Genomic DNA, 17,336 nt, shown 5'->3' with positions numbered 1-17,336 from the left:
GACGAACCGATTCTCCCGTCGCGCCGCAACGTCATCGTCGGCGCAGGCGCCGCCCTGGCCATGGGCTTCGTCGGCCGCAGCTTCGCCAAGGTGTTCTCGCCCGAGCAGAGCAAGCGGATGAGCACCCTGGTCATCCGCAACGCCCGCATCACCACCCTCGACCCGGCCATGCCGCATGCAGAGGCGCTGGCCGTGCAGGATGGCCGGATCGTGGCCGTGGGCACCAACGAAGAGGTCATGCGGGGCTGGGCCGCCGAGGCGACCATCCTCGACGGCCAGGGGCGCCGGCTCATCCCCGGGCTCAACGACAGCCACACCCACCTGATCCGCGGTGGCCTGAACTACAACCTGGAACTGCGCTGGGATGGCCTGCGCTCGCTGGCCGATGCCATGGCCATGCTGAAGGCCCAGGTCGACCGCACCCCGGCACCGCAATGGGTTCGCGTGGTCGGCGGCTTCACCGCCACCCAGTTCCAGGAAAAGCGCCTGCCCACGCTGCAGGAACTCAACGACATCGCACCGGATACGCCGGTGTTCCTGCTGCACCTGTACGACCGCGCACTGCTCAATCGCGCGGCGCTGCGCGCGGCGGGCTACACCAAGGATACGAAGGATCCGCCGGGTGGCCAGATCGTGCGCGACTCGCTGGGCAACCCGACCGGCCTGCTGCTGGCAAAGCCCAACGCGCTCATCCTGTACGCAACCCTGGCCAAGGGTCCGCGCCTGCCGATCGAGTACCAGGCCAATTCCACCCGTCACTTCATGCGCGAGTTGAACCGGTTGGGCATCACCTCGGTGATCGACGCCGGCGGCGGCTTCCAGAACTACCCCGAGGACTACCAGGTCATCGAGAAGCTGCACCGCGATGACCAGCTGACCGTGCGCATCGCCTACAACCTGTTCACCCAGAAGCAGGGCCAGGAGATGGCCGACTTCGAGCGCTGGACGGACATGCTCACGCCGCGCCAGGGCGATGACCTGCTGCGCCACAACGGGGCCGGCGAAATGCTGGTGTTCTCGGCGGCCGATTTCGAACTGTTCAACGAACCCCGCCCGGAACTGCCGCCGGAGCTGGAGCCCGAACTGCACGACGTGGTCAAGCTGCTGGTGCAGAAACGCTGGCCATTCCGCATCCACGCCACGTATGACGAGAGCATCACCCGCATCCTCGACGTCTACGAGCAGGTGAACCGCGAAATCCCGTTCGACGGCCTGCGCTGGTTCATCGATCACGCCGAAACCATCACCCCGCGCAACATCGAGCGCATCCGTGCGCTGGGCGGCGGCATCGCCGTGCAGCACCGCATGGCCTACCAGGGCGAGGCGTTCGTCGAGCGCTACGGCGTACAGGCCGCGCGGCACACGCCGCCGGTCAAGCGCATGCTGGCCGAAGGCGTGCCGGTGGGTGCCGGTACCGATGCCACCCGCGTGGCCAGCTACAACCCGTGGGTGGCGCTGTCCTGGCTGGTGACCGGACGCACCGTGGGTGGGTTGGCGCTGTATGGCGAAGAGAACCTGCTGGAGCGCGAACAGGCGTTGCGCCTGTGGACGCAGGGCAGCGCGTGGTTCTCGGGTGACGAGAACACCAAGGGCACCCTGAAGGTCGGCCAGCTGGCGGACTTCAGCATCCTGTCGTCGGATTTCTTCCGCGTCGACGACAGCCAGATTGCCGATATCACCAGCCTGCTGACCGTGGTCGGCGGCAGGATCGTGCACTCCGATGGCGATTTCGAAGGCCTCGCGGCACCGCTGCCGCCGGCGATGCCGGACTGGTCGCCGGTCAACACGTTCGGTGGCTACCACGTCGGCGGCACCGCCACCGGCCTGGCCATGGCCCATCACCACCACCACGGCGCGCCCTGCGGTGCCCACGGCGCGCACGGCCATGCGGCGCTGCACGCCGCGCCGACCAATGAACTGACCTCGTTCTGGGGTGCAATGGGATGCTCATGCTTCGCGTTCTGACCCTGGCCCTGCTGGCCACGCCGTCGCTGGCCCTGGCCTGCGGCGGTGGCGCCTGTACCGACGCAGGCGATGGCCAGCTGCAGCTGGATGCCTCGCTGCGCCTGCGCGGCATGTACTACGACCCGACCCGGTTCGGCATCGGCGGAAGCGAGGATGGCTATGGACTGCTGCGCGCCCTGGCATCGGCGCGGTACCGCCAGGACAACTGGCAGGCCATGCTGCAGCTGGGCGCCCATGCCGAGGAAGGCAAGGCCGGCGGCCCGGGCAAGACCGATCGTGGCGCGCTCGACATCCAGCAGGCGTACTGGCGCTGGGAAAACAACGGCATGCACGTGCAGCTGGGGCGGCAGGAAGCCGGCTACGGCAGCTCGCGGCTGCTGTCCGTGCGTGACGGGCCGAACATCCGCCTGGCGTTCGACGGTGCACGCGTCGGCTGGAACGGTCGCCTCGGCACGCTGGACCTGATGGCACTGCGCGCGGTCGAGAACCGCCCGGGCGCGTTTGATGACCGAGGCGAACGGGGCGCGCACCTGTCGGGTGCCTATGCCACCACCGCCCGCGGCCACGGGCCCGGCCAGTGGGACCTGTACCTGCTCGACTACCGCAGGGAGGCGGGCCGCTTTGCCGCCGGCAGCGGCATCGAGCGCCGCCAGACCCTGGGTGCACGCTGGTTCGGCCGCGCGGGCGGCCTGGACTGGAACACCGAGCTGGTCGCCCAGGGCGGCGAACTGCGCACCGCAGCGGCCGACCTGGACATCCGTGCCTGGACGGTCGCCACCGATACCGGCTGGCAGTGGCAGAGCATGCCCCTGCAGCCGCGGCTGGGCGTCAAGGCGGACATCGCCAGTGGCGATGGCAACCTGCACGATAGCCGCCTGGGCACGTTCAATGCGCTGTACCCGAAGTCGGCCTACTTCAGTGAAGCCAGCCTGCTGGCGCCGGCCAACCTGATGGACATCCAGCCCACGCTGGCCCTGCGCCTGCATGAAAAGGTGACCACCGAACTGGGCGTGCAGCTGGCCTGGAAGCACCGCCGCGCCGATGCGGTCTACACCACGCCGGCACCGCTGGTGGCCCTGCCAGGTACGGCAGGCGGCCCCCGCCGCATCGGCAATCAATACAAATCCGAAACACGCTGGCAGGCCAGCGAAGACTGGCAATGGCAGCTGCAGCTCGCCTGGATGGATGCGGGTCCTGCACTGAAGCAGGCCGGCGGCCAGGACACGCTGTTCGCCTCGATCGTTGGAGCATGGCAATGGTGAATGCAGCCGCATCACAGAACACTTCCCAGGCCGGTGCCTGGTCCCCGTTGAAGATCGGCATGTTCCGATCGCTGTGGCTGGCCATCCTGGCCAGCAACATCGGCACCTGGGTGAATGACGTGGCCGCGGCCTGGGTCATGGCCGAGCGCACCGGCTCGCCGTTGATGGTGGCCCTGGTGCAGTCGGCCACGACGGTGCCGATCGTGCTGCTGGCGCTGGCCGCCGGCACGCTGGCTGACATCGTCGATCGCCGCAGGTACCTGGTGTTCACCCAGGGCTGGATGCTGCTGGTGGCGCTGGTGATGGCCGTGCTGACCCACCTGCAGATGCTCACCCCGGAGCTGCTGGTGCTGCTGACGTTCTGCATGGGCTGTGGCGCGGCCATGGCGATGCCGGCACAGGCCGCAATCGTGTCCGAACTGGTGCCGCAGCCGATGCTGGCTTCGGCGGTTGCACTCAACTCGATCGGCATCAACATCGCGCGCTCGATTGGTCCGGCCATCGGTGGCGTCATCGTGTCCCAGCTCGGCGCGATGTACGCGTTTGCCTTCAACGCCATCACCTTTGCCGCCATGCTGGTGGTGGTGTGGGCGTGGAAGCGCGATGCAACCGCTTCGAGCCTGCCGCCGGAAGGCTTCGGCGCCGGCCTCAAGGCCGGTATCCGCTACGCCACGAAGGCAGGCAAGCTGCAGGCGGTGCTGATCAAGTCGGTCGGTTTCTTTTTCTTTGCTGCCGCCGCCAACGCGCTGCTGCCGGTCGTCGTCCGCGGCCAGATGCACGGCGGGGCAGGGCAGTACGGCATGTTGCTGGGCTGCATCGGCATCGGTGCCGTCGGTGGCGCACTGCTGCTGCCCAAGCTGCGCGCGAAGCTCGACCGCGACCTGCTGGTACTGCTGGCCACGCTCTCGCTGGCCGCCAGCCTGGTGGGCCTGGCACTGCTGCGCAGCTGGTACCTGCTGCCGCCGGTGATGATGATCAATGGTTTTGCCTGGATCACCGTGCTGTCCTCGTTGCAGATCGCAGCGCAGACCGCGGTGCCGGCCTGGGTGCGTGCGCGTGCCCTGGCGCTGTACATCATGATCTTCTCGGCCGGCATGGCCGCCGGTGGCCTGAGTTGGGGCGCGCTCGCGCAGCGGACGTCGCCGGAGCTGGCCCTGCTGGTGGCCGCCATCGGCGCGGTGGTCGGTGGCCTGCTGGTCTGGCGCGTGCGTATTGCCGGTACCGAAGAACTGAACCTGCGCCCGGCCGGGCATTGGCCTGCACCGGAACTGTCGGTGGCCGTCTCGCATGACCGCGGCCCGGTGCTGGTCACCCTCGAGTACCGCATCGACGAAGCGGATCGCGCGGCATTCCACGCACACATGCATCAGCTGGGCATCATCCGCCGCCGCGACGGTGCCGTGGTCTGGGGTGTCGTCGAGGATGTGGCCAGCCCGGGCATCCACCTGGAGTACTTCGTCGCCGCGTCCTGGCTGGAACACCTGCGCCAGCACGAACGCATCACCGCCGACGACAAGCAGATCCAGGAAGCGCTGCGGGCGCTGCACAGGGGTGAGCGCGCCCCGGTGGTCCGCCACTTCGTGGGCGGCGGCGATGCGCCGGTGGCTCCGCCTGCACACCACCACCAGGACATCTGACAACGCCGTTGTCTGCCGCACGTGGCTACACCGCAGGGCGCCCCACAAGGCGCCCTGCGCACATCAGGCCTTTCCGGAAACCCCAATGCAGTACCTGGCAACACAGACATCCGCAGGCCTCATGGGCCTGGTCGACGAGGCGCTGCGCTCGAAATCACTGCCCGAGCTGCATCGCTGGGGACTGCACCGGGGACTGACCTGCAGTGGATCGGTACAGCACGAGGCGGCCGGCACCATCCGCGGCCGGGTCGGCGAGGGCTACTTCGAGCTGCTCTGGGAAAAGCAGAAGCAACCTGCGCGCTGTGACTGCATCGCCATGTCCTGCGCGCTGTGGGCCGCCAACCGGATCCTGGTGCTGGAGAAGGGCCGCATCGCTGCCGGCGGCTGCGACGCCGTCGCCTGCGTGCGGCCGTGATCCGCACAATGGTGCAAGACGATCCATCAAGTATTCCGGACCATACATCACCGATGCGCCTGAAATCGGGCGCACAGTACGTCCCACACCACCCACCCAAGCGAGTTCATCCATGAACACCTTCACCCGTACCCTGGCCGCCGCCGCGCTGGCCCTGTCTGTCCAGGCTGGCCTGTCCGCACACGCCGCCGAACCGGCCAAGCCGGCAGCCGTCACCAGCATCGCGCGCACCGCCAGCTACATCACCACCGCCGATGGCGTGCAGCTGTACTACAAGGACTGGGGCCCGAAGGACGGCCCGGTCGTTACCTTCAGCCACGGCTGGCCGCTGAACTCGGACAGCTGGGAATCGCAGATGATCTTCCTGGCCAATCACGGCTACCGGGTGATCGCACATGACCGTCGTGGCCACGGTCGTTCCAGCCAGCCCTGGGATGGCAACGACATGGACCACTACGCCGATGACCTGGCCACGGTCATCAACACCCTGGACCTGCACGACGTGACCCTGGTGGGCTTCTCCACCGGCGGCGGTGAAGTGGCGCGCTACATCGGCCGCCATGGCACCGGCCGGGTGAAGAAGGCCGTGCTGATCAGCTCGGTGCCGCCGTTCATGCTGAAGACCGCCGACAACCCCAACGGTCTGCCGATCGAAGTGTTCGACGGTATCCGCAAGGCGCAGATGGACAACCGCGCGCAGCTGTACAAGGACATTCCGTCCGGCCCGTTCTACGGCTTCAACCGCCCGGGGGCGAAGGTCTCGCAGGGCCTGATCGACGCCTGGTGGGCGCAGGGCATGCAGGGTGGCCACAAGAACACCTACGACTCGATCGCCGCGTTCTCGGCCACCGATTTCCGCGCCGACCTGAAGAAGTTCGATGTGCCGACCCTGGTCATCCACGGTGATGACGACCAGATCGTGCCGATCGACATCTCCGGCCGGCAGTCGGCCAAGCTCATCAAGGGCGCAAAGCTGATCGTGTACCCGGGTGCACCGCACGGCCTGACCGACACCCACAAGGACAAGGTCAACCAGGACCTGCTGACCTTCCTGCAGGAAAAGTGAGTGACGGGGCCCCGTCATGTGCCGGGGCCTTTGCGTTGCTCCCGCTGGCGTCGCAGGCCGTGAGACCGCCCTCCGTATCCTCTGGGCCATGCTTACGCCCTCCGCACATCAAGACGTCAATCGCGCACGCATCGTCTCCGGCTGGGTGCAGACCGGTGAGCGCTGGGCGCTGTGGTGGAACGCACGCGAAATCGCCGCGGTCGCCCCGGACGGGCGGCCGGGCGTTCGTCTCTGGATGAAGGGGCAGAAGATGTGGCAGACCAAGGATGTGCGTGCTGCCAGCATCCGCCAGGGCAAACGCTTTGCCGAGCGCTGGTGCGCAGCACGTCTCTACCCGGAACTGCGGCTGCGCGATGCCGTGGCACGGTTGGTCAATGCCACACCGCCTCCCCAGGCAGCGCCACCACTGCCGCCGCTGCCGCCCCTCGAGCGACAGCAGGTGCGTCGACTGGCCGACGCAGGCGGCAGCGATATTGCACGCATCAAGGAAGCGCTGGATGCGCGCCGCCAGCCGCAGGTGCACTGAGCGCGCGCAGCAGCGCGGAACCCATGGCTGACCACGGGTTCCGCCAGCAGCCGTTACTTCGGCATCAGCACACTGTCCACCACATGCACCACGCCGTTGGACTGCATCACATCGGCAGTCGTCACCGACGCCTTGCCGCCCTTGGCATCGATCACCCAGACCTTGCCGTCCTGCAGCTTCACCGTCAGCGGCTCACCCTGCACGGTTTTCAGGGTACTGGTGCCACCATGGCTGCGCGCGGCCGCCATCAGCTGGGTGGAGGTGTAGGTGCCTGACACCACGTGGTAGGTCAGCAGCTTGCTCAGTTTGGCCTTGTTTTCAGGCTTCAGCAGGGTGTCCACCGTACCGGCGGGCAGTTTCTCGAAGGCCTGGTTGGTGGGCGCGAATACCGTGAACGGGCCCTTGCCGCTCAACGTGTCCACCAGGCCGGCGGCCTTTACCGCAGCCACCAGGGTGCTGAGGTCCTTGGCCGTCGAGGCGTTTTCCACGATGGTCTTGTTGGCATACATCGGCACGCCGCCCACCATCGGGTTATCGGCGGCAAACGCTGCGGGTGCGGCACAAGCAACCGCGATGCCCGCGGCAATGGCAAGACGCTGGATCTGGTTACGCATGTTCGTGTCCTCGCTGGACGAGGCCCTTCGGCCTCTTCATGAATGCAGGAATGCCTGCGGATAACGCGCCCATGGGAGCCTTGCCAGCGCGTTGTGCCTATCTCTACGAGTGATGCAGGGCGCTTGGATGCGGCCGATTGCAACCGTCTTTTGAATGGTTCAACGACGTTGACAAGGCGTGACGAAGGACAGGCGCCGTAGACCCGGCACGCGCCAGAAAAACGGCACTATTTGGCCCGCGCGCGGGCTTTGCTACCCTTCGTCCGGGGCGCGACCACGCGCGTCCCGGACGCCAAGAGGACGCTTCGGCAGATGCCCAACAGAGCAGCACGGAAATGGCAGGGCCTGCCGAAATTCCAGGAGGCACCGCGCCGCAGGAAGATCGGCACCATCCTGTCACTGGCAGGCATTTCCTCGATCCTGCTGGGCCTGGGCTGGACGGCGTGCTACCTGTACGTCGACCGTGCCGAGCTGGCCGCGCCTTTCCTCGGGGTGATGGCGGTGGGCGTACTGGCCGTTGTCCGCAGCCGCCGCGCCGATGGCACGTCCCTGCTGATCGTTGCCCATGGCGTTTTCCTGTCGGTCGTGGGCGTGGCCATCATCGACGCTCCCATCGCCTGGGTACCGCGTTCGGGGCATCTGTTCCTGCTGCCGCTGGCCGCCGGTGCCGCCTTTACCTTCGATGCGCGCGAACGCTACGGATCCCTGGTCTTCCCGCTGGTCTGCCTGGCCACGTTCGCCGCGTTTGCCATCGGCGCGCTGGATTTCCTCGCGCCCGGCACGTCGCCGCCCATCGAAGTACGCGTGTGGGGCGCGCGTTCCAATACGGTTATCTCGATGATCCTGCTGGCCGCGATCTTTGCGATCTACCGCAAGGACATCGGCAACCGCCTGCGGCTTGAGCGCGAGCTCGGCCGTGCGGTGCGCAATGGTGAGATCGAAGTGCACTACCAGCCGCAGGTACACGGCAATGGCGTGGTCACCGGGGTGGAAGCGCTGGCGCGCTGGCGGCGGCCCTCCGGCGATCTGCTGCCGCCGGGCGCGTTCATCGCGCAGGCGGAGGAGAGCGGCGCCATCCGGGACATCGGCCTGGAAGTCCTGCGGCAGGCCTGCGAAACACTCAAGCAATGGTCCAGCACAGCGCATGCACGGCACCTGCGCGTGGCGGTCAACATCAGCCCGGTGCAGGTACTCGACGATGCGTTCGTGCCTTCGGTGGCTGCAGTCATCGCCCAGGCCGAGGTCGATCCGGCGCTGATCGAACTGGAACTGACCGAATCCGCGCTGTCGCACGATGCTGGCATCGTGATCGAGAAGATGAAAGCGCTCGAGTCCCTGGGGCTGACCTGGGCGCTGGATGATTTCGGCACCGGCTACTCTTCGCTGGCCACCCTGCGCACGCTGCCGGTGCGCAAGTTGAAGATCGACCGGCAGTTTGTCGTAGAAGCCGTGAGCCAGGAGAATGCGCAGCGCCTGCTCGGCAAGATCCTGGAAATTTCCCAGGTGATGGGCATGAGCGCCCTGGCCGAGGGCGTGGAAACAACCGCGCAGTGGGAGCTGCTGGTGGGCCTGGGCTGCGATCACTTCCAGGGCTATCTGTTCGCCCCGCCGATGCCGAAGGGCGCGCTGGAGCAGTGGCTCGACGCGCGGGTAGCATCGAGCTTGCTCGACTGATCATCTGTAGAGTCGAGCTTGCTCGACTGATCAGCGGGTAGAGCCGAGCCCGTGCTCGGCTGCATTTGGCGGAGAGCAGCCGAGCATTGGCTCGGCTTTACACCTGGGCGCTGGCCGAGTTCGGCACCCGCTTTTCCGGGGCCAGCCGCCGCATGCCGCAAGGTGGGCCGCCACGGTGGCTGCTTTCGCAGGCCCGCCAGACTGACCATACTGCTGCCCATGAACCCGTTCCGCCGCATCCAGGCCTCTCTGGCCGGCCATCTGCGCAGCGAGGCCTGGCGTCGCCGCGCCGCGCTGTGGATCGGCGCAGTGGCCGTCGCGCTGGTCGCCATCCTGTTCGCCAAGGCCAGCGACGCAGCGTTCGGCCTGTTCCAGCGCGCCATCAACCACTCGCCGTGGTGGGCGCTGCTGCTCACGCCGGGTATCTTCGCCTTGCTCGCCTGGCTGACCAGCGGCGCCCTGCGCCCGACCCGGGGCAGCGGCATTCCCCAGGTCATCGCCGCGCTGGAAAAGCCCGATGAATCCTTCCGCCAGGTCAATCTCTCGCCCGGGGTTTCTGCCGGCAAACTCCTGTTGACCTCGCTCTCGCTGCTCGGTGGCGCATCAGTCGGCCGCGAGGGCCCCACCGTCCACGTCGGCGCCAGCCTGATGTATCTGTTCGGGCGCTGGTTCGGCTTCAAGGATCCCAAAGAGCTGTCGCACTTCCTGCTGGCAGGCGGTGCTGCCGGTATCGCGGCGGCGTTCAACACGCCCCTGGCCGGCATCGTGTTCGCCATTGAGGAGTTGAGCGGGCGCTTCGAGCATCGGTTCTCGGGCACGCTGTTGACCGCGGTCATCGTGGGCGGCGTAGTCTCGCTGGGCCTGCTCGGCAACTACACCTACTTCGGCCACGTGACCGCGCGCATGCCGCTCGGCCAGGCCTGGTTGGCCATCCTGATGTGCGGGGTGGTCGCCGGCCTGCTGGGCGGGGTATTCGCACGCATGGTGCTGGCCAGTGTTGCCGGCCGGCCGCGCTGGTTGGGCACGCTGCGGCAACGGCACCCGGTGCTGCTCGCCGCAGGGTGCGGCCTGGTGGTGGTCGGCCTGGCCGCCGCATTCGGGGATGGGGCGTACGGCACCGGTTATGAGCAGGCACGCAGCCTGGTGCAGGGCCACGCCGAGGTGGGGCACGAGTTCGGCCTGATGAAACTGCTCGCCAACCTGGCCTCGTACATTGCGGGCATTCCCGGCGGCCTGTTCTCGCCGGCACTGGCCGTGGGCGCTGGCATCGGCCACAACCTTGCCGCATTGATGCCCGCCGTCGACCCGCGCGCCTTCGTGCTGCTGGGCATGTGCGCCTACCTCACCGGCGTGACCCAGGCACCGCTGACATCGGCAGTCATCTCGCTTGAGCTGACCGACAGCGGCGACCTGCTGCTGCCCATCCTGGCGACGGTATTGATCGCCCGCGCGGTGTCCGGGCTGGTCTGCCCGGTGCCGATCTATCGCGGCCTGGCCGAGCAGCTGCTTGTGAAGTGAAGCCCCGCCGCCGGATCTGCGTCGGCATTCTTTCCGGCCGATGCTCGGTAGTGCCGGCCGCTGGCCGGCAAACCATCAACACACGTTCGGCCAGAAGCACGCGATTGCGCGGTTTGTTCAATCCCACCCCGGGGCGGAACGCGAAACTACAGCGCTGCTCAAACCGATTGCTCTGATGAACGAGCCAGACCGCACTCCCATCCACCCAACGACCGCCTGCCGCCGCTGCATCATCGGCGGCGAACGGGAAGGGCGCTCCGCGCCGCCGCAGCAGCAGCAGCAGCAGCAGCAGCAGCAGCAGCCAGATACGATCACCTTCGCATCGTTGTCTTCGTTGGCTGCGGTGTTGAGCGATGAGAACCGTCGCCTCCTGCACACGCTGCACCAGCGCGAGCCGCAATCCCTGACCGAACTTGCCGGGTTGACCGGACGGAAGGTGCCAAGTCTCTCGCGCACCCTGAAGATGATGGAACGCTACGGCCTGGTGGAATTGAAGCGGCGAGGGGTGGCCGTAATACCGTCAGCGCTGGCCATCCGGTTCACCGTGGTCCTGGACTGAGGCCTTGGCCCCGCTTCTCAGGTGGCGCTGCCTCGGGCCAGGCGCTCGGGCAACGCGATGTCCGACGCAGGTATGTCAACAACATACCGGGTGCTACGGCCGCCACCTGGCAGACGATGCATGCAGCCCTTTCTCAGCAGGTCCGCCAAGTGGCGGGTAGCGGTGGCCTTGGAAACTTTGGCAGCTGATTGGTACTGAGCCGCACTGATGCCGTGCTCGAAGCCTCGCTCGCCGCCGTCGAGCATGCGGTTGAGCACCTTGACCTGCTCGCCCGTAGCAGCCCCAGCCATGCCGAGCAGCTGGTCCTGGACCTGCTGGCGTTCGCGCAGCCGTCCCGCAACTGCTGTTGCGTCCCATGTGAAGGCAGGCCAGCCGGGGCGGTGCCAGATCCAATGAGGTGCAGACCTATGCCCTTTTCTGCACCGAGCCACGAAAGGCGGCTATTCGGCTCATTGAGTGAGCCGAATAGACCAGCTATTCGGCTCATCGGTCCGATGCACCGAGCGCTTTGTGCGCCTTTTACCGGCTACGCGTCTGGTCGCTCCAACAATCGGCGAAGGAGAACCACCCCACCGGCAGGCGTGCCGGCATCATCAAGCGCGTGATCCACGCGTCCCCAGCGAGCGACGAACAACCGGTCCAGCACGGTATTGGGCTGCATGAGGCAGCTCATGTCCCACGCGGGAAATCGACGCGCATCGATCACGGCGTCGCCCAGCATGTGCAACCGATCATGGTCGGCACTGGCGCGGATGCGCCCGATCGCCCCCTCGATGCCGTCCGCTGGCCCCTCGACGTACTGCAGGAAGCGTGCCCCATCGAACAGCATGGCACCGGTCACGCCCGCCATCCGGTTGAAGCGCTGGGCGCCCTCCACGATGCGCTCGAGGCGTAGCGCATCAATTCCCTGCACGGCAACACTTCGGTAGGCGACAGCACGCAGCATGGAGGGGTCCGGTCATGGGTTGCAGACAAGGTACTCCTTCCAGCCGTGGTCCGCTTGACCATTTCCGCCCAGTGGATTTCCCGCCTTTCACCCGTCTTCACGCAGGGATCAGGGGCGCAGCACGCCATGTTCCCCGGCAAAGCAGGATGCTGCACCAAACACCACGGCTGGAAATCACATGTGCGAGCGAGAGGAACACCACAGCTGCGGTGCCGCCGGCGAAACCGGCCGCTTTCGACTGGACCAGGTTGAATGCCTGGACGTCGCTCGACCGGACGGGCCAAGCATCGTCAAGGTGCACGCGCACTGCCACACCTGCGACAGCGACTTCGTCGCGCGCGAGCCTGTCGGACTGACAGCGATTTCCGGGGGCGCCGTATTGAGCTGCACCCATTGCAGCAATCGCCAGGCGATCGGCCAAGGAGTCTTTGACAGCCTGCCAAGCTCCGGCCGCCGCAATTCTGTGTGATGCCGCCGCCACGCGGCCTCTACAGCACGAAAGGGATGCTCTGCGCTCCCCGGTTGCAAGCCCGCAGCCGGCATACAGACCGGTTGCAAGCCCGCAGCCGGCATACAGAGCCTCCCCCATGCGCGACCAGGTCAAATCCTCCCGCTACGCCACCCCGTCCCGCATCCGCGAAGGCCGCCCGTTCCCGCAGGGCGCCTCATTCGATGGGCAAGGTACGAACTTCGCGCTCTTCAGTACACACGCCACCAAGGTTGAACTCTGCCTGTTCGACGAGGACGGCAACGAGCAGCGCATCGAGTTGCCCGAGTACACCAACGAGATCTGGCATGGCTACCTGCCCGATGTGAAGCCCGGTCAGCGCTACGGCTACCGGGTGCATGGCCCCTATGCGCCAGCGGAAGGGCACCGCTTCAACCACAACAAGCTGCTGCTCGACCCTTACGCACGTGAAATCGATGGTGACTTGACCTGGGCCGATGAACTTTACGGCTACACCATCGGCCACCCCGATGGCGATCTCAGTTTTGATGAACGCGACAGCGCACCGTTCATGCCCAAAGCCGTGGTGGTGGAAGACACCTATGATTGGGAAGGCGATGAGCGCCTGCTCACGCCCTGGAACCGCACCGTCGTATACGAAACCCACGTGCGCGGCTTTACCCAGCGCCACCCCGAAGTCAGCGACGACGTGCGCGGAACCTGTGCCGGCCTTGCCCAGCCTGCCGTGCTGGACTATATCCGCGGCCTCGGCGTCACCGCAGTAGAGCTGCTCCCGGTCCATGCCTATCTGGATGACAACTATCTGCTGGACAAGGGCCTGCGCAATTATTGGGGCTACAACACGCTGGCGTTCTTTGCGCCCAAGCGCCGCTACCTGGCCAGCGGGCACCGCGACGAGTTCCGCGACATGGTCAAGGCCATGCACGCGAAAGGGCTCGAGGTCTTCATGGACGTGGTCTACAACCACACCGCCGAAGGCAACGAACTGGGGCCGACGCTGTCGTTCAAGGGCATCGACAACGCCAGCTACTACCGCCTGGCCGAAGACAAGCGGTACTACATCAACGATACCGGCACCGGCAACACCTTCAATCTGAGCAACCTGCAGGCCATCCGCTTCGTCTGCGATTCCCTGCGGTACTGGGCGCATGACATGCACGTGGATGGCTTCCGCTTCGACCTGGCCACCATCCTGGGCCGGGAACCGACCGGTTTCGACCAGCGGGGCGGGTTCCTCGATGCGGTCGGCCAGGATCCGTTGCTCAGCCAGGTCAAGCTGATTGCAGAGCCCTGGGACTGTGGCCCCGGCGGCTATCAGGTCGGGCATTTTCCGCCGGGCTGGGCAGAGTGGAACGATAAGTTCCGCGATACCGCGCGCAGCTTCTGGAAAGGCGATGAAGGCAAGCTGGCTGAGTTTGCCACCCGATTGACCGGCTCTGCGGACCTGTTCGACCGACGCGGCCGCCGCCCGTGGGCATCGGTCAACTTCATCACCGCGCACGACGGCTTCACCCTCAACGACCTGGTCAGCTACAGCGAGAAGCACAACGACGCCAATGGCGAAGGGAACCAGGACGGCTCCAACAACGATTCGTCCTGCAACCATGGTGCCGAGGGTCCGACCGACGACGCGGGCATCAACGCGCTGCGCGAGCAGCAGATGCGCAATCTGCTGGCTAGCCTGCTGCTTTCGCAGGGCACGCCGATGATGCTGGCCGGTGACGAGCGGGCGCAGACGCAGGGCGGCAACAACAATACTTATTGCCAGGACAACGAAACGGCCTGGATCGACTGGGGACGCGATACCACCGGAGGCAGGCTGGCGCAGTTCGTGCGTGACCTTCTGACGCTGCGCCAGAGCCATCCGATCCTGACCCGCGGCCGCTTCCTCAACGGCCAGTACAACGAGCAGGCCGACGTGCGCGATCTGACCTGGCTCAACCCGGCCGGCCGGGAAATGACCGATGACGATTGGAATGACGCCGGCGCGCGTTCGGTCGGGCTGCTGTTGGAGGGCAGGGCACAGGCATCCGGTGTGCGTGAACATGCGAGCGATGCCAGCCTGCTGATCGTCATCAACGCCTATCATGAGGGCGTCGAGTTTGCGCTGCCGGACGACGAAGGTGCGGCGCTGGACTGGTCGATGCTGCTGACCACCGATGCGGGTCTCACCGGCGAACAGGCCGTGAAGGGCGCTGGCCACTTCCTGGCCCCGCCACGCAGCCTGACCGTTTTCCGGTGCGGCACGGCGGCTGCAGGCTGAGCATTACAAAGAAGCCCCGCTCACGCGGGGCTTCAACTACTTACGCAATATCCCACTTGTGCGCGGCTGCTGGCTTCTGCTTGTAAATGGTCCCGCCGAAATCAACGTGCAGTTCCATCCAGTCGCCGCCCTTCTGCCGGGCCAGTACTTCGAAGTGCTTGGGGTGACGCTGCGGCTCACCGGCAGGTGTCCACCCCGCCTGCTTCACGGCGTCCAGTGCTGCGGCGGGATCTGCGTCTGCGTGCTTCCCCGCATGATGCGCCAGCCCGTGGTGCGGCTTCTTGTGCTCGATCTCCACCCGCTTGCCGCCCGTACGGGCAATGTTGAGCACCTTGATCTCCGACGGCCGCCGTTCACCCTCCAGGGTGACTGCAAGACCCGGCTCGATGGAAAACGCGTCGGCACCTTTGGGCCCCAGATCGGCCAAATAGGGCTGGCCATCTGCCAGCAGCGTGAAGCGGTGGGCAAACACGTGTTCAACGACGCCGGACAAGGCGATTTTTTCATGGTGCGGCATGTATTTCTCCTGAGAGCGCCCATGCGTGGGCGCAGAGATCAGGTGGGAGCTGCGCGCCGCGCGTGCAATGCAATGCCATGACGGGATTCAGCCCAGGTTGCCCGCCGCAGGGCAGTGCAACGCTCAGCCAACGCCCGTGGGCCCCTCCAGCACCAGCCGCACCTTGCGCAGCAGCTGCTGCCGGTTGAACGGCTTGTTCAGCACCTCGTATTCCGAGCCGCCCGCATCGGTGCGCTCGAGTCCGGCTTCGGCGTAGCCCGTGGTCAGCAGCACCTTCATTCTCGGCAACCGGCGCTTCGCTTCGCGCGCCAGAAGCACGCCATTCATGCCGCCCGGCATGATCAGATCGGTGAACAGCAGATCGAACACCTCGCCCTGTTCCAGCAGCGACAGCGCCGATGCCCCATCGTTGGCAACGCGGGTCTGGTAGCCGCCGGCCTCCAGCAGCATCTGCGCCAGTTCAGCGACGTCATCGCGGTCCTCGACAATCAGGATCCGCTCGCTGCCACCGCGGTCCATGGCCATGTTGGAGGGCGCAACATCCTTGGTCAGCGCATCGGTCGTCGCAGGGAAATACAGGCTGACGGTCGTGCCCACGCCTGGCTCGGAGGCGATGCGCACGGTGCCGCCGGACTGCTTGACGAAGCCATACACCATGGACAGTCCCAGCCCGGTACCTTCACCTTCGTCCTTGGTGGTGAAGAACGGATCCATCACCCGGCGCACGATATCCGGCGACATGCCACTGCCGTTGTCCTGCACTGAAATGCAGACCAGGCGCCCGGAAGGCAGATGGTCGAGGTCACCGGAGGCGGCACCCTTGGAAACCTCCACGTTGCGCGTGGCGAGCAGCACCCGCTGATCGGGACGTCCCTTCAACGCGTCACGCGCATTGATGACCAGGTTGAGGATGGCGACTTCGGCCTGGGTGGTGTCTATCCTGCAGTTCCACAGGCCCGGCGCCAGATCCATCTCCAGTTCCACCTCGGCGCCCACGCGTTGGGCGGCCAGTTCCACCGTGGAGGACACCAGGGAGTTCAGGTTGACCGTGCGGCCTTCCAGCTTCTGCCGCCGCGAGAACGCCAGCAACTGCTGGGTCAGCACCGCCGCCTTGTTGGCCGCCGACTGCGCCTGCGTCGCCGCGCGCCTGACAAAGCTGTCCGGCCCAAGCTCCTGCTCGGAGGTGCCGGTGATCATTTCCAGGTAGCCGGACATCACCTGCAGGAGGTTGTTGAAATCGTGCGCGATGCCGCCGGTCAGCTGGCCAAGCGCTTCCATCTTCTGCGCCTGGCGCAGCGAATCCTCCGCATCGCGTCGCCGCGACACGTCCAGCTGGGAACCGAAGAAGTACACCAACGTGCCGTCATCGTCGAAGACCGGCGACACGAAAAGGGCGTTCCAGAAGGTCGAACCGTCCTTGCGGTAGTTCAGCACCTCGGTGGCCGCCTCGCGGGTCTCGGCAATGGCCTCACGGATCTCGGCAATCGCATCAGGGTCGGTGTCCGGACCCTGCAGGAAGCGGCAGTTGCGGCCAACCAACTCCTCGCGCTCGTAGCCGGTCATTTCCACGAAGGCCCGGTTGGCGAAGATGATGGGGTTATCGGGCTGGTGCGGGTCGGTGATGATCATCGGCATCCGCGTGGTTTCCACCGCGCTAAAGAAGATATCCGACCGTTTGTCACCCACGCCGGCTTGCTGGTGGCTTCTGACAGCGGGTGAGGGGAATCCCTTGAATTGATCGTTCGACACGCACTTCCTTTGGCAGCGGGGGAACTGCTCCGTCCAATCGCTGGAGCGTTTGAAGGCGCACACGATGCCACAAACAGCATTTTGTGACCGCGTTCATCATTAACAATTCAGAAAAAGCGTCTGGCGCTTCACAGACGAGTTACAGAATGCTAGTGC

General features: G+C 66.1%; 15 protein-coding genes and 1 pseudogene. 10 read left to right on the top strand and 6 right to left on the bottom strand.

What is annotated here, in order from left to right:
- The first annotated feature begins 117 nt into the window (after positions 1-117).
- From IAE41_RS00940 to IAE41_RS00915, 6 genes are all read left to right on the top strand, one after another.
- A complete protein-coding gene (locus tag IAE41_RS00940; RefSeq protein ID WP_200731748.1) occupies positions 118-1,965 on the top strand; it encodes an amidohydrolase in 1,848 nt (615 codons plus the stop codon).
- Complete coding sequence (locus tag IAE41_RS00935; RefSeq protein ID WP_200731653.1) at positions 1,944-3,227, top strand: alginate export family protein; 1,284 nt, start codon at positions 1,944-1,946, stop codon at positions 3,225-3,227. The genes IAE41_RS00940 and IAE41_RS00935 overlap by 22 nt, the downstream gene beginning before the upstream one ends.
- Positions 3,221-4,864 (top strand): MFS transporter, encoded by a 1,644-nt coding sequence (locus IAE41_RS00930; RefSeq protein ID WP_200731652.1) that lies wholly within the window; start codon positions 3,221-3,223, stop codon positions 4,862-4,864. Before IAE41_RS00935 ends, IAE41_RS00930 begins: the two co-directional genes overlap by 7 nt.
- A gap of 85 nt (positions 4,865-4,949) precedes the next feature.
- Entirely contained in the window at positions 4,950-5,279 is a 330-nt protein-coding gene (locus IAE41_RS00925) for a hypothetical protein (RefSeq protein WP_200731651.1), read from the top strand.
- Positions 5,280-5,391: 112 nt separating this feature from the next.
- Positions 5,392-6,345 carry an alpha/beta hydrolase gene (locus IAE41_RS00920; RefSeq protein ID WP_200731650.1) on the top strand — a complete coding sequence of 318 codons (954 nt, stop codon included), beginning with the start codon at positions 5,392-5,394 and terminating at the stop codon, positions 6,343-6,345.
- Positions 6,346-6,433: 88 nt separating this feature from the next.
- Positions 6,434-6,871: a hypothetical protein gene (locus IAE41_RS00915; RefSeq protein WP_200731649.1), complete on the top strand. Its 438-nt coding sequence runs from the start codon at positions 6,434-6,436 to the stop codon at positions 6,869-6,871.
- Between the two features lie 53 nt (positions 6,872-6,924).
- On the opposite strand, the gene IAE41_RS00910 is transcribed toward IAE41_RS00915, so the two are convergent.
- On the bottom strand, positions 6,925-7,485 hold the full coding sequence (locus IAE41_RS00910) for a fasciclin domain-containing protein (protein ID WP_200731648.1): 561 nt from the start codon (positions 7,483-7,485) through the stop codon (positions 6,925-6,927).
- Between the two features lie 312 nt (positions 7,486-7,797).
- On the opposite strand from IAE41_RS00910, the gene IAE41_RS00905 reads away from it, so the two are divergent.
- The 3 genes from IAE41_RS00905 to IAE41_RS00895 all read left to right on the top strand — a co-directional run bounded on the left by IAE41_RS00905 (position 7,798) and on the right by IAE41_RS00895 (position 11,236).
- Positions 7,798-9,159, top strand: coding sequence for an EAL domain-containing protein (locus tag IAE41_RS00905; RefSeq protein ID WP_200731647.1), 1,362 nt, complete (start codon positions 7,798-7,800; stop codon positions 9,157-9,159).
- Positions 9,160-9,378: 219 nt separating this feature from the next.
- Positions 9,379-10,677, top strand: a complete 1,299-nt coding sequence (locus IAE41_RS00900; RefSeq protein WP_200731646.1) for a chloride channel protein — start codon at positions 9,379-9,381, stop codon at positions 10,675-10,677.
- 175 nt (positions 10,678-10,852) lie between these two features.
- The gene (locus IAE41_RS00895) at positions 10,853-11,236 is read left to right on the top strand and encodes a helix-turn-helix domain-containing protein (RefSeq protein WP_200731645.1); all 384 of its coding nucleotides are present in this window, start codon (positions 10,853-10,855) and stop codon (positions 11,234-11,236) included.
- Positions 11,237-11,253: 17 nt separating this feature from the next.
- Here the strand turns inward: IAE41_RS00895 and IAE41_RS22750 are convergent.
- The 3 genes and pseudogenes from IAE41_RS22750 to IAE41_RS00880 all read right to left on the bottom strand — a co-directional run.
- Positions 11,254-11,505 (bottom strand): annotated as a pseudogene (locus tag IAE41_RS22750) (DUF4172 domain-containing protein); the annotation flags it as partial.
- A gap of 257 nt (positions 11,506-11,762) precedes the next feature.
- On the bottom strand, positions 11,763-12,182 hold the full coding sequence (locus IAE41_RS00885) for a BLUF domain-containing protein (protein ID WP_200731643.1): 420 nt from the start codon (positions 12,180-12,182) through the stop codon (positions 11,763-11,765).
- Positions 12,183-12,279: 97 nt separating this feature from the next.
- Positions 12,280-12,603: a hypothetical protein gene (locus tag IAE41_RS00880; RefSeq protein WP_200731642.1), complete on the bottom strand. Its 324-nt coding sequence runs from the start codon at positions 12,601-12,603 to the stop codon at positions 12,280-12,282.
- A 166-nt stretch (positions 12,604-12,769) separates the two neighbouring features.
- Here IAE41_RS00880 and glgX point away from each other — a divergent pair, with 166 nt between their 5' ends.
- Positions 12,770-14,914 (top strand): glycogen debranching protein GlgX, encoded by a 2,145-nt coding sequence (gene glgX / locus IAE41_RS00875; RefSeq protein WP_200731747.1) that lies wholly within the window; start codon positions 12,770-12,772, stop codon positions 14,912-14,914.
- A gap of 40 nt (positions 14,915-14,954) precedes the next feature.
- Here glgX and IAE41_RS00870 read toward each other — a convergent pair whose 3' ends face one another.
- Together IAE41_RS00870 and IAE41_RS00865 are read right to left on the bottom strand one after the other, a co-directional pair.
- Positions 14,955-15,431 carry a hypothetical protein gene (locus tag IAE41_RS00870; protein WP_200731641.1) on the bottom strand — a complete coding sequence of 159 codons (477 nt, stop codon included), beginning with the start codon at positions 15,429-15,431 and terminating at the stop codon, positions 14,955-14,957.
- Between the two features lie 123 nt (positions 15,432-15,554).
- Entirely contained in the window at positions 15,555-17,117 is a 1,563-nt protein-coding gene (locus IAE41_RS00865; RefSeq protein ID WP_283220251.1) for a histidine kinase famiy protein, read from the bottom strand.
- Positions 17,118-17,336 lie beyond the last annotated feature (219 nt).

It is taken from the genome of Stenotrophomonas sp. S39 (assembly GCF_016624665.1).
GTDB lineage: Bacteria > Pseudomonadota > Gammaproteobacteria > Xanthomonadales > Xanthomonadaceae > Stenotrophomonas.
The sequence above is the reverse complement of the archived record's forward strand: the minus strand, read 5'-3'. Positions and strand labels throughout refer to the sequence as shown.